We start from the raw sequence: 14,728 nt of genomic DNA, 5'->3' as shown, positions 1-14,728 counted from the left end.
GCATGACCGATCTCGCCAATCTGACCGACGCCCTTCTGTCCGCCGCCAAAAAAGCCGGCGCAGAAAGCGCTGACGCCATCGCAACGCACGGCACCTCGGTCACCATCAACGTCTTGAACGGCGCCCTCGAACAAGCCGAACGCGCAGAAGGCACCGACATCGGTCTGCGCGTTCTCATCGGCAAACGTCAGGCCTGTGTCTCCGCCTCCGACACCTCGCCCGACACCATCGCCACCATGGCCGAACGCGCCGTCGCCATGGCCCGCCTCGCGCCCGAAGACCCAAACATCGGCCTCGCCGACCCCTCCGAAATCACCCACACCTGGGACATCACCGCACTTGACCTCGCCGAAGACGCCCCGGAACCCGACGCCGCCCACTTCCAGAACGCCGCACTGGAAGCCGAAGCCGCCGCACTTTCGCACAAAGGCATCACCCAAGCGGACTCCGTGACCGCAGGCTACAGCAACACCGCCATCCACCTCGCTGCCACCAACGGCTTCTCGGGCGGCTACGGGCGCACCTCGCACGGCCTCTCCTGCGTCGCGATCACCGGCACAGGCACCGACATGGAGCGCGACTACTTCGGCGACAGCCGCTCCCACGCCGCTGACATGATGAGCCCGGCAGAAATCGGCCACATCGCCGCCCAGCGCACCCTCGAACGCGCCGGCGCCAGAAAGCCACCCACCGGCACCTACCCCGTCCTTTACGACGAGCGCATCTCGTCGGGTCTGATCGGCCACCTCCTGCAAGCCGCCAATGGGTCTTCCATCGCCCGCGGCTCGTCCTGGCTGCGCGACCGCCTCGGCGAACAGGTCCTGCCCGACGGCATCACCCTCACCGAAGACCCCCACCGCCCCCGCATCCGCGGCTCGAAACCCTTCGACGCCGAAGGCCTCGCCACGTACGCCCGCAACATTGTCGAAAACGGCACCCTGATGGGCTGGACCCTTGACCTCGCCACCGCTCGCAAACTGGGTATGAAAAGCACCGCCTCTGCCGCCCGCGGCACAGGCGGCCCGCCCAACCCTTCCATCGGCAACGTCACGATGACCCAAGGCCCCCAATCCCGCGACGACCTGATCCGCGACATGGGCACCGGCCTTCTTGTGACATCCCTCATCGGCTCCACGATCAACCCGACCACAGGTGACTACTCGCGCGGCGCCAGCGGCTTCTGGATCGAGAATGGCGAGATCACCTACCCGGTCACCGAATGCACAATCGCCGGTAATCTCCACGACATGCTCGCAACCCTGATACCTGCCAACGACGCCCGCACACATCTTTCGCGAGTTGTCCCCTCCCTCCTCGTTGAAAGCCTCACGATTGCTGGAGCGTGATCTCGACCTCCTGAAATCCGCCGCGCTTGAGGCTGGAGAAATCGCCCGCCACTATTGGCGCGACGACCCGCAGGTCTGGGACAAAGGCGGCGACGACCCGGTGTCCGAGGCCGACTTCGCCGTCGATACCTACCTCAAAACCGCGCTCCTCGCCGCGCGCGCCGACTACGGCTGGGTCAGCGAAGAAACCGAAGACGACCCCGCCCGCTTTGAAAAACACCGAACCTTCGTCGTCGACCCCATCGACGGCACCCGCGCCTTCGTCGCAGGCGAAAAGACCTGGGCCCATTCGCTGGCCGTGGTCGAAAACGGCAAACCCATCGTCGCCGCCATCTACCTGCCCGTGCGCGACAAACTCTACCTCGCCACGAAAGGCGGCGGCGCCACTCTGAACGACGACCCCATCAAAGCCACAAGATACGCCTTCTCGCGCGAAACAACGCTCCTCACCCCCAAAGTGACCCTGAAACCCCACTTCTGGAAATCCAGCCCACCCGACTTCCAACGCCACTTCCGCCCCTCGCTCGCCTACCGCCTCGGCCTCGTCGCCGAAGGGCGGTTTGACGGCATGCTGACACTTCGACCAAGCTGGGAATGGGACATTGCGGCAGGTGCACTTCTCGTCACCGAAGCCGGCGGTCACGCCACTGACCGACGCGGCAAACCGCTCACTTTCAATACCCCAAGCCGCCAATCCGCAGGAGTTGTGGCGGCGGGCACCCGCGTGCATCCGGCCCTCATCGACAAACTCGCCTGAAAAAGGCGGTGAGGCCCCCACCGCACAACACCCCATTAGTTTGAAGCCCGTCTCAAAAACGGCTTCCGACAAGACCGATCCGTCGGTAATCAAGCAGCGGGTGCAACGACGGACCAAACGATGGGAACACAACGCGTGACCACGCCCCACGCCCGACTACGTATCGCCACAGTGACCGATATTTTCGGCGTCGACCTGCGCACACTGGCCCTATTCCGCGTCCTGCTCGGCGGCTATCTGCTGGTCGACCTCGCCTCGCGTGCCCGCGACTTCACCGCCCACTACACCGATTTCGGCGTCATGCCGCGCGACAACGCCGCCACCTATTTGTCACCCAGCGCCGCCTCGCTTCACCTTCTCACCAGCAGCCCCGCCTTCACGGCGTTTCTGTTTGCCATCGCAGCCCTGTTTGCTCTGCTCCTGATCCTCGGCTGGCACGCGCGCACGGTCACGATCATCAGCTGGGCCCTGCTCCTGTCGCTTCAAAACCGCAACACGATGATCCTGTCTGGCGAAGACAACCTTGCACTTCTGCTCCTGTTCTGGGCAATGTTTCTGCCCCTCGGCGCGCGCTTCTCAATCGACGCCGCCCTGAACTCCACCACCGACAAAATCCCCAACACCTACCTGTCCGTCGCCACCTTCGCGCTCCTCATTCAGGGGATGTCGATGTATTTCTTCAGCGCCCTGCTTAAATCCGATCCGATGTGGATGCCCAATGGCACAGCCGTCTACTACGCTCTGCACCTCAACTACTTCGCCACACCATTCGCCATCTGGTTCCGCCAGTTTGAAGACCTGCTGCAAGGACTGACCTACTACGTCTGGACGCTCGAACTGGTCGGCCCGCTTCTCATATTTTCGCCGATCTTCCACCGCACGCTGCGCGCCATGCTCATGGCCTGCTTTATCACGATGCACATCGGCTTCTGGCTCTGCCTCGAGATCGGTCTCTTTCCCCTCATCTCGATCATCATGAATCTGACCTTCATGCCGGGCTGGATGTGGGACGCACTCGCGCGAAAGCTGACACCAAAAGATAGCGCCAAACTCCAGATATGGTATGACCGAGACTGTACCTTCTGCCTCAAGATCAGCCGCATCATCGCAACTTTCCTGTTGCTCGACGGCACCCGCATCAAACCGGCCCAGAGCAATCGACGTATCGGCGCGCTTCTTGAAGCATCCAATAGTTGGGTCATCACCGATGGCGCCGACGACTACCTGAAATGGAGCGCCTTCCAGCGGCTTGCCAAAAGCTCTCCCCTGTTCCGCCCTATCGCACCCCTGATGGGATGGAAACCAATGACCAAAGTCGGAGACGCCACGTATGACTGGGTCGCGCGAAACCGACCCCGCATCGCTCAATTGACGGAATGGCTGCTGCCGATGCGTCCAGTTTGCCCAAGGGCGGGGTACACCACCAACGCACTTGCCGCCGCCGCAATCGCATTCGTCACACTGCAAAACATCACCACCCTGCCCGGTCCGGTCCTGCGGATGCCCGACACCTTCTTCGCTGTCCGCCAAAGCCTCGGCCTTTACCAGTTCTGGACGATGTTCGCTCCCCACCCCGAAATCACCAGCCCGATCCCGGTCATGCGCGGCACACTTGCCGACGGCACCGTGGTCGATCCCTATAACCGTCGCCTCGCCCCACCCAGCACAGCCAGACCCCCGGTCATCTCGGCCACCTACAAGTCCTCACGCTGGCGCAAGTATCTCTCGATCATGGAAGACGAAAGCTATGACCCCGTGCCACAAAGACTGGCCGTCCTCTATGCGGAATACCTCTGCCGTGACTGGCACATGCACCACCCTCCCGAACAAGCACTGTCCTCGGTCGACATCGCCTTCCTCGTCGAATGGACCAATCCGCCCGGCATCGCCAAACGCATCGAGTATAACCCCATCCTGACCATTGCCTGCCGGCCCTGACCTCTCTTCTTTGGGTCTGGAAAATCCTCGCTGGAGGCTCCCGTCCGCTAGACAGCACCACACTTCGCCCGTTTCTTACCGAAGCTTTGACCCGGCGCGCGGTTGCACCGACGCAATACCGACGTGGCACCGACGTCATACCGACGTGGCACCGACGTCATACCGACGTGGCAAAACCGGGCATTTCGCAGTCTCCCTTGACCCCAGTTCGCCAACGTTTAGCCTGTGCCCGACCGAACAGGAGACCCCAATGACCCAACGCCTTCACCTCGTCTTCGGCGGCGAACTCACCGACCCTTCGACCAATGTCTTCCGGGACGTGGACGACATCCATGTCGTTGGAATTTTCCCTGACTACGCAACAGCTTACAACGCTTGGAAGTCCGAGGCACAACGCACTGTGGACAACGCGCACATGCGCTATTTCATCGCCCATCTGCACCGCTTGCGCGACGAAGAAGCCCAGGCCTCCTCTACCGAGGAGCTTGGCAACTGACAACGCCCAGACCCCGCCTCATCTCGCGGATGCTCCTCGGCGCCACCCGCCTTGCCGACCGCACACTCCGCCGCAACAACCCAACCCCCCCCGAACGCGATTCCGAGCGTTTGGGACACACCGCAGTTGAGCGACCAAAGGGCTGTCTTTTATGGCTCCACGTCAACGACCCCTCCGAAGCCGGCTGTATTTCCGCTCTTACCGCCGAGCTTTCATCACTGCGTGATGAGCCGGTGTTTGGCCTGGTCACTTCGCTGGCAAACACACTTCCATTCAGTGCGAACGACAAGACTTCAATTCACCAATTGGTACCGGGAGACACCAGAGGTTCGGTAAAACGCTTTCTTGACCACTGGCAACCCGATGTCGGTGTCATCGCCGGCCCTGCAGATCGTCCGACGCTACTAAGCGAAGCCCATGCTGCTGGAATTCCGATGTTTCTCGCCGCAAATACGCGCGCCTCCGCAATTTCCGGCAACACCCTCGGCGCCCAGTCCTTCACAATACCCGAGATCTTCAGCGGCGTTCTGGTGGCAAACAGCACCGACCAGAAAGCCCTGACCCGACTTGGTCTCCCAGCCGAGCGTTCTGCAATTTCAGGTCCGCTCTGCGATACCGCCCTGCCGCCCCCATGCAAGTCGCAGGATTTCCTAAGACTGTCCAAAATCCTCGGGGGCCGCCCGGTCTGGCTCGCCGCCGAAGTGACCGCCGCCGAAATCCCCATTCTTGAAGCAGCGCAGCGCCGCACCATACGCGCGGCCCACCGCTTGCTTCTGATCATAGTCCCCCGCGATCCTGCGGAAGGACTGGCCATCGCCGGATCACTTGAAACCCACGGCTGGAGGACCGCACTGCGCTCGGCCGGTGGGCAACCAGACGAGAACGTTCAGGTCTACATCGTCGACACCGATGAAGGGATGGGGCTTTGGTATCGCGCATCGCCAATCACATATCTTGGCGGATCATTTGATCCCGGCATAGAAATTTCTGACCCCTACGGCCCCGCAGCGATGGGATCCTCGATCATACACGGTCCGGAAATCAACGGTGCAGTCGCGCGGATGCGCCGCCTGCGCGCAGCAAATGCCAGCAAGCCGATCACCTCCCCGGACGATCTCGGCGATGCCGTATTTCAGCTGTTGTCCCCCGATCAGGCCGCACTCCTCGCCCATGCGGCATGGGCCACGACATCTGAAGGCGCGCCTGCGATCGAAGCTCTCGTGACGATGATAAGCCGTGTCCTCGACGGCGAGGAGACACGCTGATGCGTGCACCAGGCTTCTGGCAGAACCCACCTGATGCGCCGGGATGGCAAGCCCACCTTCTCGCGCCCCTAAGCGCGCTCTATGGCGCCGCCACGGCACGCCGCATACGCCGGACACCCGACATCGCGCCCAGTTGCCCGGTCGTCTGTGTCGGCAATATCAATGCGGGCGGTACAGGCAAAACACCCACCGTCATTGCGCTCATCGAACGCCTGCGTCCCCTGAACGTCCACGTCGTTTCGCGTGGACACGGCGGAAACGAAACAGGCCCCACGCGTGTGAACGAGCGAAGACACAAAGCCGCCGACGTCGGCGACGAACCCCTGCTGATTGCAGCTTTCGCTCCGACCTGGATCGCGCGAAACCGGGCCGAGGGCGTGAGTGCGGCCCAGCAGGATGGCGCCGATATCATCCTTCTGGACGATGGCTTCCAAAATCCATCCGTTGCGAAATCTCTCAGCATCGTCGTCGTCGATGCAGCACTTGGATTTGGAAACGGTCGCGTACTTCCCGCAGGCCCACTGCGTGAAACCGTGGAACAGGGACTCAAACGCGCCGACCTGCTGCTCAGCATTGGTGACGCACGCGCACAAGCGCACTTTATCAAGACCTGGGGCGAACAGGTGAGCGTCCTGCACATTACGGCACACCTCAAGACCTTGGAAACCGGGATCAACTGGAAGGGCCAGCGCGTGATGGCCTTTGCAGGCATCGGGTATCCGGAAAAATTCTTCGCGACCCTTCGCGGTCTCGGTGCCGAGCTTCTGCGTGCAGAAGCCCTGACAGACCACCAACCCCTGACCGAACCACTGATGAAGCGTCTGGAAATCGAAGCACGCGCGCTTTCCGCACAACTGGTCACCACGGAAAAAGACGCTGTAAGGCTGCCGCCCAGCTTTCGCCAAAGGGTCCTGACATTACCTGTGCGGCTGGAATTTGATGACGATACGCAGCTTAACGACGCACTTAATCATCTTCCCCGGAGGTGAACTCTGCAACACCACCGTTCAACTTCGGTGCAGCGCGGACCGGTGCAAGCTCAGCGTCCGAAAAGACAATGGGCGTCCGCACGCCCGGCACGCCTTCGTGACTGACCTTCATACCTCGTGCAATCACCTGAGGGTCCTGAAAGACCTCGGCCATATCATTGATCGGCCCCGCCGGAACGTTCGCTTGCTCGCAGGCGACGAGCAAATCGGCCTTGGTCCAGCCCTTTGTCATTGATGTCAGGATTCCGGTCAAAGCCTCGCGGTTCGCGACGCGATTGGCGTTGGTGCAATACTCCGGCGCATCCGCAAGGCCTTCGGCCTTCAAAACGCTGCAAAATCTATGGAACTGCCCGTCGTTCCCCACGGCCACGATGATCCACCCGTCAGAACAGTCAAAAACCTGATACGGCATTAAATTCGGATGGGTATTGCCAAGCCGCTTGGGAGCCACGCCGGTCGTGAGGTAATTCATCGCCTGGTTCGAGGTGATTGCCACGGCTGAATCCAACAGGGCAAGATCGACGTGCTGACCCTTGCCTGTCTTCTCACGTTGCACCAAAGCCGCCTGAACACCGATCACCGCATAAAGGCCGGTGAAAAGATCGGTGATGGCGACTCCCGCTTTCATCGGCTGACCTTCCGGTGCGCCGGTAAACGACATCAGTCCTGACATGCCCTGAATGATATAATCATAGCCTGCACGATGTGCATAAGGCCCGTCCTGCCCAAAACCGGTGATCGAGCAGTAGACCAGCCGCGGGTTCACTGCCTTCAGGCTCTCGTAATCCAAACCATATTTCTCAAGACCGCCGACTTTGAAGTTCTCGATCAGGACATCCGCATCCCTGACAAGCTTCAGGACAAGCGAGCGACCTTCCTCGGTTCTGAAATCAGCCGTTACCGATGACTTCCCGCGATTGCAGGAGTGAAAATAGGCTGCAGACTTCTCGCCATCGTGGTCGACAAAAGGCGGGCCCCACGCGCGCGTATCATCACCCTCGGGACTCTCGACCTTTATGACTTCAGCACCAAGGTCCGCCAGCGTCTGACCAGCCCAGGGGCCAGCCAGAACGCGGGCAAGTTCAACAACCTTGAGGCCGGAAAGCGGCGCCACTACTCACCGAGTGCTGCGTTGATCAGGTCGGCCATGTCAGCGTAGGCCATGTTGGAATGACGGTTACCGTCGATTATAAACGTCGGCGTAGATGTCACTCCATCTTCTTCGGCCTGCTGCAAATAGCGCGCATAAAGCTTCTGTGCGCCCTCTGCGTCCGTTAAGCACTGATCAAGCTGTGCATCAGTCAGTCCGGCGGTTTTTCCAAAGCGACGCAGGCTGTCCACGATAGCCGCCGGATCTTCCTGCCGCGCCCAAACGCGCTGATTCTCATAGATCATATCGGCGATGCCGAAATACCGGTTCTCGGCGCCTTCACCACAGCGGGCAACGATTGCCGCCCAGAGCCCCTGCCGGTCGAAGAACACCTCGCGGTAGACGAACTTGATCTTTCCGGTGTCAATGAATTCCTTCTTCAAATCCTTGAACGCCCCGGCATGAAACGACGCACAGTGTGGACAGGTGAACGATGCGTATTCAATCACTGTGACTTCTGCATCCGGGTTGCCAAGGGTCATTTCCGGGACATCCGAGGTATCGACCGCAGAGGCGTCTTGCGCCGAAACCGACTGAGCGGAAAGGAAGAGTGCCGCGAGCATCGCAAGGGCGGTGGCCGTAAAGGCCGACGTGAAACGGTTCATAACATGAATACCTTTATTTCTGTTCTGAGTGAGATATGACATTTGCCCCGAGGCGTTCAAGGGCATCGCGCAGCGACGTATCGCCCACGATTTCAACTGTTTGGGCGGCCCGCTCGCGCGCATCAGCAGAGACCTCTGGCTTCTGGGGGGCGCTGCTGAAAGCTGTTTGCTCTTCGGCAAAGCCACGCGGAGCGGTTTGCGTAAGCCGGACCTTCTGGATCGCCGCATAACCATAGCACGCATTTACCCGCTCTCGAATCGCTTCCTTTTGCATCTCAACCATTGGCGCCTCTGCGCCTTTGACAAGCAATGTCAAAGTCGCTCCAAAGCTTTTTCCGTAGGCGATATCGATCGGTCGCGCCATGCCGCAAAGGTCCGCGCCGACAATGTCGTCCCAATGGGTCAAAAGCCGCGAAACTGCAAAGCCGCGGGTTTCGCTGGCAGTGCGGATACGGCCTGCGACAAGACTGGATGCACGCTCGAAGCCGCGCTTGCGGCGAAAGTCTTTCATTGCCTTGCCTTCCATGGCGATGCACGCATCTTAAAGCAGCAAGCCCGCCCTGTGCCACTCCAAAGCCGATGACGAGGACATAAACATTGTGTGAAACCCCGAAAAGCGGCGATCTGCTTGACTGGTATGACCAAAACGCGCGCGCGATGCCGTGGCGGACCGCACCAGCCGACCGTAAAGCGGGACATCTCCCTGATCCCTACCGTGTCTGGCTATCCGAGGTTATGCTTCAGCAAACAACAGTGGCTGCCGTCCGGGGCTATTTCCTGCGATTCATCGAGCTTTGGCCCACCGTCGTCGATCTTGCCAAGGCTGACGACGCGGCCGTCATGGGGGAATGGGCCGGGCTCGGATACTACGCCCGAGCCCGTAATCTGCTGAAATGCGCCCGCGCCGTAGCCAACGAACATGACGGTGCTTTCCCCACAACTCACGCGGAACTTCTCAAACTTCCGGGGATCGGCCCCTACACGGCCTCGGCCATTGCTTCGATTGCCTTTGACCGGCCTGAAACTGTCGTGGACGGTAACGTCGAGCGGGTCATGAGCCGCCTCTTTGCAGTCCAGACGCCGCTTCCCGCCGCAAAGCCGGTTCTGACCGACCTTGCTGCGAAGCTGACACCCTCCGAACGGCCCGGGGACTACGCGCAAGCGGTCATGGATCTCGGCGCAACGATCTGCACACCCCGCAACCCAGCATGCGGCATTTGCCCCTGGATTAATGCGTGTCAGGCAAGGTCCAGCGGTATCGCGGCCAGCCTTCCGCGCAAGACACCGAAAAAAGCCAAGCCGACCCGCTTTGGCATTGTGTATCTGGGGCGACGGGAAGACGGCGCATGGCTTCTGGAAACCCGCCCGTCCAAAGGGCTTCTGGGCGGTATGCTTGGATGGCCCGGCACCGAATGGACTGTCGAAGCGCAGGCCGAAACACCCCCGTGCCCTGCAGACTGGCAAGATCCAGGCGGCGAAGTGCGCCACACCTTTACGCATTTCCACCTGATCCTAGAAATTCGCGTCGCGGTCCTGCCAAGGGAAAACCCGCAGGATCGCGGACATTTCGTGATGCCGTCTGATTTTCGACCCTCTGATTTGCCAACGGTAATGCGCAAGGCCTTTGATCTGGCATCCAGCGCAATGGCTATGGATTGAGCCTGACAGCTTCGTACATATACTGAACGCGCAGATTTCGAACGGACCCATGACCCAGTCACATGCACCTCATAACGTCCCCGCGGCATTGCCGTTCTGGGTGTCGCTGACGCTGGTCCCAATCGCGTGGACCGGTGCGGTGGCAGGCGGATGGACGCTTGCGCTCTTGCCGCTTTACGCTTGGGTTGCGTTTTCGGTGCTGGATCAACTGCTTGGTCTTGATCTGCGAAATCCCAATGTCGCCACCCCGAAAGACGCCCTGTTCTGGCATCGTCTCATCACCTTGATCTGGCCGTTTGTGCAGGTCTTCACAACATTTTCGCTGCTGGCCTATGCGACGTTTTCAGACCACCTTTCATCACTTGAAAAGGTCTGCCTCTTTCTGGGCGTAGGTCTGATGAACGGCACAATTGGATTGGTCTATGCGCACGAATTGATCCACAAACCATCGCGTTTCGAGCGGTTTCTCGGAGATCTGCTTTTGGGAATGGTACTCTACGGCCATTACCGTTCAGAACATCTGCTGGTCCACCACAAATACGTCGGAACGCCTCGCGACCCCGTCACCGCACGGTTTCGCGAACATTTCTGGCGCTTTTACCCGCGGGTTCTGTATCAGAGCCTTGTCTCGTCCTTTCTTGCGGAGCGGGCGTTACTGGCGCGCAAAGGCCGTCCGTACTGGCACCTATCGAACCCCTTCTGGCGTTATGTAGGTCTGGCGCTGTCCTGTCTGAGCCTTGCATTCGCGATTGGCGGGATCGCCGGACTGGCCTTGTTCATGACATCCGCAGGTTTTGCCATCTTCCAGCTCGAACTTGTGAACTATATCGAGCACTACGGACTAACCCGGCGGTATCTGGGCGACGGACGGTACGAACCACAAAAACTCCACCACAGCTGGAATTCCGCACATGCAACGACGTCGGCTTTGCTCATCAATGTGACACGGCATTCGGATCACCACGCAAGCCCAACGCGACCCTATCCCTTGCTGCAAACGCCAAACGAAAATGCCGCGCCCCATTTGCCCTATGGATATGCCATCATGACCACAATGGCGCTTGTCCCCCCGCTCTGGATGCGGCGCATGAACCCCCTCGTCAAGGCGTGGCGGCAAAGGTTTTACCCCGACATCACGGACTGGACCGCCTATGATAAAGGAAAAAAACCGTCCCCGCGGTAGTTGCACCGTGCTATGCACGTCGCCCCGGTGGGGGCTCTGCCCCCCTCACTGCGTTCGTCCCCCGTGGTATTTAATAAAGGGTGAATGCCCTAGCCGTCTTTGCGGATAGTTTCGTTCTTTGGATCATAGGGGCTGTCTTCGGTGACAATCGCAGGCCAAAGCTTGTCCTGCATCTTGACCATGAGCTTTGTGCCCGCCGTCGCGTGATCGGGCGAGACGTATCCCATACCGATCGACTTGCCGAAGGCAACAGAATAGCCACCAGAAGTCAGACGACCAACGCGATTATCGCCATGGTACAGCGCTTCGCGACCCCAAGGATCGGCGTCGCTCGGGCCATCGATCAACAGAGTGACACAGGAGGATCGGATGCCAGACTCAACCATTGCATCCTTGCCATGGAAATTCTTGTCCAGATCGACGAAGCGATTCAATCCGGCTTCAAGCGGTGTGGCGTCCCGCCCAAGTTCGGTGCCAAAAGCGCGGTAAGATTTTTCCTGTCGCAGCCAGTTCTGAGCACGCGCGCCAACAAGTTTGAGCCTCTGTGGTTCGCCAGCTTTCATCAGCTGATCGAACAGGTAGTTCTGCATCTCCATAGGATGATGCAGCTCCCACCCCAACTCACCTGTATAGGCCACGCGGATCGCATTTGTCGGGCACATCCCAAGCTCGATGCGCTTTGCGCTGAGCCACGGAAAGCGCTTGTTGGACAGTGCTGTTTCGGGATCGGCGTCGCGGACTAGCGTTTTCAGAACATCGCGGGATTTCGGGCCTGCGAGCGCGAACACCCCGTATTGCCCGGTGCAGTCATCCAGCCACATCGGACCAAAACGATCGACAGTGTCGTTGATAGCTTGAGCAAGGTAGTCACTGTCATAGGCCTGCCATGCCCCCGCGCTGACAAGGTAGTAGGTGTCTTCGGCCAACCGCACGATCGTGTATTCCGTGCGCGTCGTTCCGTGACTGGTCAGCGCATAGGTCAGATTGATGCGCCCGACCCTCGGCAGCTTGTTACAGGTGAACCAGTCGAGAAAAGCAGTCGCTCCGGGGCCCCGCAGCTTGTGTTTGGTGAATGCTGTTGCGTCGATCATGCCGACGCCTTCCCGCACGGCTGTCGCTTCGTCTTTGGCGAATTGCCACCAGCCGCCCCGGCGGAACGACCGTGCGTCGTGATCAAACGAAGCGGGCGCATCAAGCGGACCGAAGTAGTTCGGGCGCTCCCAACCGTTCACTTGCCCAAACTGCGCGCCCCGCGCTTTCATGCGGTCATAGGAAGGCGCAGTCTTCAGCGGACGGCAGGCTTCGCGTTCTTCGTCCGGGTGATGAATGACATAAACGTGCGAGTAGCATTCCTCATTCTTGCGCGCCGCATAGTCAGTCGTCATCCATGCGGCATAGCGCTTGGGATCAAGACTGGCCATGTCAATCTCGGCTTCCCCCTCGACCATCATCTGCGCAAGGTAGTGGCCGGTTCCGCCCGCAGCGGTGATGCCAAAACTAAAGCCCTCGGCCAGCCACATGTTGCGCCGCCCCGGCGCGGGCCCGACAAGCGGATTGCCATCAGGGGTGTAACAAATCGGCCCGTTGAAATCATCTTTCAAACCGCAATCTTCACAGCTTGGGATACGGTGGATCATCGCGGCGTATTGTTCTTCAATCCGCTCCAGATCAAGCTGGAACAGATCTGCCCGGAAGCTGTCGGGCACACCATGCTCAAATCGCGCAGGCGCGCCCTTCTCATAGACACCCAGAATCCAGCCACCACGCTCTTCACGCACATAAGACTGTGCATCGGCATCCCGGATCACGGGGTGCTCGGGATTGGTCTTGCGCCATTCCACAAGCGCCGGATCCTGATCCATGACGATGAACTGATGCTCAACCGGGATCGCCGGGATCTTGACGCCCAACAGGCTCGCGGTGCGTTGTGCGTGGTTGCCCGTTGCGGTGACGACATGCTCGGCATGTATGACGATCTGCTCGTCCGTCGGGACCAGATTGCCCCCCTTCTCGGCCATCTTCGTACAGGTCACATCCCAGTGGTCGCCCGTCCAACTGTAGCCGTCTACCTGCCACTTACGCTCAATCGAAACGCCACGCTGACGCGCGCCCTTTGCCATCGCCATCGTGACATCGGCCGGATTGATATAGCCATCCGTCGGATGGTAAATCGCGCCTTCCAGATCCTCGGTCCGGATCAGCGGCCAGCGCGCTTTGATCTCACTCGGAGTCATCCATTCATAAGGCACGTCACAGGTTTCAGCCGTGGACGCGTACAGCATATACTCATCCATGCGATCTTTGGTCTGCGCCATGCGCAAGTTGCCGACGACGGAGAAGCCGGCGTTCAGCCCGGTCTCCGCCTCAAGCTGCTTATAGAAATCGACTGAATACTTATGGATATGCGTCGTTGCATACGACATGTTGAAAAGTGGTAAGAGCCCCGCAGCATGCCAGGTCGAGCCGGACGTCAACTCGTCCCGCTCCAGAAGCATAACATCATCCCAGCCGGCCTTGGCCAGATGGTACGCGATCGACGTTCCAACAGCACCGCCGCCAACAACGAGAGCTTTTACCTGGGTCTTCATGGGGCGAATCCTCCCTGCGTTTGCACGGAGTTAAGCCTATTCGCAGAAGCAACGTCAGGTCCATCCGACATGGCATCGCATAAAACCGACAAGAGCAGAAACCCAAACCCCTCCTGCTTCACCCTTTCTAAAATACCACGGGGTGAGGCGCGCAGCGCCGAGGGGCAGCGCCCCTTTCATCGCGCTGACGAAAGTTAGGGCTCGACAGCAGCGCGGCAGGCATAGCACACTCTCTCCCAATCAGGAGCGACACCATGAAGAAAACACTCGCGACATTCATTTTCGGCGCCCTTGTCGGTGTGCCAGCCGGTGCCTTTCTGTGGTATGCGTTTTCGCCGCTTTTGTTTGACGAGGTCGTCGTCGAGTCCCTTACCGAAGCTGAGGTCGTCGCATCCGGCACTTTCCGGGATGCAGACCGCGCGCATCAGGGTCAGGGCATCGCGACTTTGGTTGCTCTGCCGGGCGGCGGGCACGAAATCCAACTGTCCGAGTTTCAGGTCACGAACGGCCCTGATCTGGAAGTCTGGCTCTCGGCACACCCTGACCCTGCATCGTCTTCGGATGTGGCCGACAACCCGTGGGTTGGCCTTGGGCAATTGAAAGGCAATATCGGCGATCAGGCCTATTCGGTCCCCGCCGACGTCAACATTGCCGATTTCCAATCCGTCGTCATCTGGTGCGAGCAGTTTGGCGTTCTGTTCTCTCCCGCGGCACTGAGCCCCCCTTCCTGAAAGATGCAGCCTTGTAGCGCA

Annotated in this window: 13 protein-coding genes; 9 read left to right on the top strand and 4 right to left on the bottom strand. The window is 59.8% G+C overall.

Translation table 11 applies throughout. The features are described 5' to 3' along the window. The first annotated feature begins 2 nt into the window (after positions 1–2). The 6 genes from BOA8489_RS06695 to lpxK all read left to right on the top strand — a co-directional run bounded on the left by BOA8489_RS06695 (position 3) and on the right by lpxK (position 6,791). Positions 3–1,346, top strand: a complete 1,344-nt coding sequence (locus tag BOA8489_RS06695) for a TldD/PmbA family protein (RefSeq protein ID WP_093973232.1) — start codon at positions 3–5, stop codon at positions 1,344–1,346. Next, positions 1,333–2,103 carry a 3'(2'),5'-bisphosphate nucleotidase CysQ gene (locus BOA8489_RS06690; RefSeq protein WP_093973231.1) on the top strand — a complete coding sequence of 257 codons (771 nt, stop codon included), beginning with the start codon at positions 1,333–1,335 and terminating at the stop codon, positions 2,101–2,103. The genes BOA8489_RS06695 and BOA8489_RS06690 overlap by 14 nt, the downstream gene beginning before the upstream one ends. 120 nt (positions 2,104–2,223) lie before the next feature. Further along, the gene (locus BOA8489_RS06685; protein ID WP_093973230.1) at positions 2,224–4,041 is read left to right on the top strand and encodes a DCC1-like thiol-disulfide oxidoreductase family protein; all 1,818 of its coding nucleotides are present in this window, start codon (positions 2,224–2,226) and stop codon (positions 4,039–4,041) included. 250 nt (positions 4,042–4,291) lie between these two features. After that, entirely contained in the window at positions 4,292–4,537 is a 246-nt protein-coding gene (locus tag BOA8489_RS06680; protein ID WP_093973229.1) for a DUF4170 domain-containing protein, read from the top strand. Between the two features lie 29 nt (positions 4,538–4,566). Further along, positions 4,567–5,802, top strand: a complete 1,236-nt coding sequence (locus BOA8489_RS06675; RefSeq protein ID WP_093973228.1) for a 3-deoxy-D-manno-octulosonic acid transferase — start codon at positions 4,567–4,569, stop codon at positions 5,800–5,802. Then, positions 5,802–6,791 carry a tetraacyldisaccharide 4'-kinase gene (gene lpxK / locus BOA8489_RS06670; RefSeq protein ID WP_093973227.1) on the top strand — a complete coding sequence of 330 codons (990 nt, stop codon included), beginning with the start codon at positions 5,802–5,804 and terminating at the stop codon, positions 6,789–6,791. Before BOA8489_RS06675 ends, lpxK begins: the two co-directional genes overlap by 1 nt. On the opposite strand, the gene BOA8489_RS06665 is transcribed toward lpxK, so the two are convergent. Genes BOA8489_RS06665 through BOA8489_RS06655 form a run of 3 tightly spaced genes read right to left on the bottom strand, consistent with a single transcriptional unit; the run spans position 6,769 to position 9,057 of the window. Further along, complete coding sequence (locus BOA8489_RS06665) at positions 6,769–7,905, bottom strand: CaiB/BaiF CoA transferase family protein (RefSeq protein WP_093973226.1); 1,137 nt, start codon at positions 7,903–7,905, stop codon at positions 6,769–6,771. The genes lpxK and BOA8489_RS06665 overlap by 23 nt on opposite strands. Then, the gene (locus BOA8489_RS06660) at positions 7,905–8,546 is read right to left on the bottom strand and encodes a DsbA family protein (RefSeq protein WP_093973225.1); all 642 of its coding nucleotides are present in this window, start codon (positions 8,544–8,546) and stop codon (positions 7,905–7,907) included. Before BOA8489_RS06660 ends, BOA8489_RS06665 begins: the two co-directional genes overlap by 1 nt. A 13-nt stretch (positions 8,547–8,559) precedes the next feature. After that, on the bottom strand, positions 8,560–9,057 hold the full coding sequence (locus BOA8489_RS06655; RefSeq protein ID WP_093973352.1) for a DUF721 domain-containing protein: 498 nt from the start codon (positions 9,055–9,057) through the stop codon (positions 8,560–8,562). Positions 9,058–9,143: 86 nt separating this feature from the next. On the opposite strand from BOA8489_RS06655, the gene mutY reads away from it, so the two are divergent. Together mutY and BOA8489_RS06645 are read left to right on the top strand one after the other, a co-directional pair. Continuing rightward, positions 9,144–10,205 carry an A/G-specific adenine glycosylase gene (gene mutY, locus BOA8489_RS06650; RefSeq protein WP_093973224.1) on the top strand — a complete coding sequence of 354 codons (1,062 nt, stop codon included), beginning with the start codon at positions 9,144–9,146 and terminating at the stop codon, positions 10,203–10,205. Between the two features lie 49 nt (positions 10,206–10,254). Beyond that, positions 10,255–11,388: an alkane 1-monooxygenase gene (locus BOA8489_RS06645; RefSeq protein WP_093973223.1), complete on the top strand. Its 1,134-nt coding sequence runs from the start codon at positions 10,255–10,257 to the stop codon at positions 11,386–11,388. An 89-nt stretch (positions 11,389–11,477) separates the two neighbouring features. Here BOA8489_RS06645 and BOA8489_RS06640 read toward each other — a convergent pair whose 3' ends face one another. Then, positions 11,478–13,976, bottom strand: a complete 2,499-nt coding sequence (locus BOA8489_RS06640) for a GcvT family protein (RefSeq protein ID WP_093973222.1) — start codon at positions 13,974–13,976, stop codon at positions 11,478–11,480. Between the two features lie 254 nt (positions 13,977–14,230). Here BOA8489_RS06640 and BOA8489_RS06635 point away from each other — a divergent pair, with 254 nt between their 5' ends. Further along, a complete protein-coding gene (locus BOA8489_RS06635) occupies positions 14,231–14,707 on the top strand; it encodes a DM13 domain-containing protein (protein WP_093973221.1) in 477 nt (158 codons plus the stop codon). Positions 14,708–14,728 lie beyond the last annotated feature (21 nt).

Origin of the sequence: Boseongicola aestuarii (assembly GCF_900184815.1) — a bacterium.
GTDB lineage: Bacteria > Pseudomonadota > Alphaproteobacteria > Rhodobacterales > Rhodobacteraceae > Boseongicola > Boseongicola aestuarii.
The sequence above is the reverse complement of the archived record's forward strand: the minus strand, read 5'-3'. Positions and strand labels throughout refer to the sequence as shown.

What these genes read in the sequence shown, in the direction of transcription:
- BOA8489_RS06695 (WP_093973232.1), top strand. Translation starts at nt 3, where the DNA reads ATGACCGATCTCGCCAATCTGACCGACGCCCTTCTGTCCGCCGCCAAA.
- BOA8489_RS06685 (WP_093973230.1), top strand. Translation starts at nt 2,224, where the DNA reads ATGGGAACACAACGCGTGACCACGCCCCACGCCCGACTACGTATCGCC.
- BOA8489_RS06680 (WP_093973229.1), top strand. Translation starts at nt 4,292, where the DNA reads ATGACCCAACGCCTTCACCTCGTCTTCGGCGGCGAACTCACCGACCCT.
- BOA8489_RS06675 (WP_093973228.1), top strand. Translation starts at nt 4,567, where the DNA reads ATGCTCCTCGGCGCCACCCGCCTTGCCGACCGCACACTCCGCCGCAAC.
- lpxK (WP_093973227.1), top strand. Translation starts at nt 5,802, where the DNA reads ATGCGTGCACCAGGCTTCTGGCAGAACCCACCTGATGCGCCGGGATGG.
- BOA8489_RS06660 (WP_093973225.1), bottom strand. Translation starts at nt 8,546, where the DNA reads ATGAACCGTTTCACGTCGGCCTTTACGGCCACCGCCCTTGCGATGCTC.
- BOA8489_RS06655 (WP_093973352.1), bottom strand. Translation starts at nt 9,057, where the DNA reads ATGAAAGACTTTCGCCGCAAGCGCGGCTTCGAGCGTGCATCCAGTCTT.
- BOA8489_RS06645 (WP_093973223.1), top strand. Translation starts at nt 10,255, where the DNA reads ATGACCCAGTCACATGCACCTCATAACGTCCCCGCGGCATTGCCGTTC.
- BOA8489_RS06640 (WP_093973222.1), bottom strand. Translation starts at nt 13,976, where the DNA reads ATGAAGACCCAGGTAAAAGCTCTCGTTGTTGGCGGCGGTGCTGTTGGA.
- BOA8489_RS06635 (WP_093973221.1), top strand. Translation starts at nt 14,231, where the DNA reads ATGAAGAAAACACTCGCGACATTCATTTTCGGCGCCCTTGTCGGTGTG.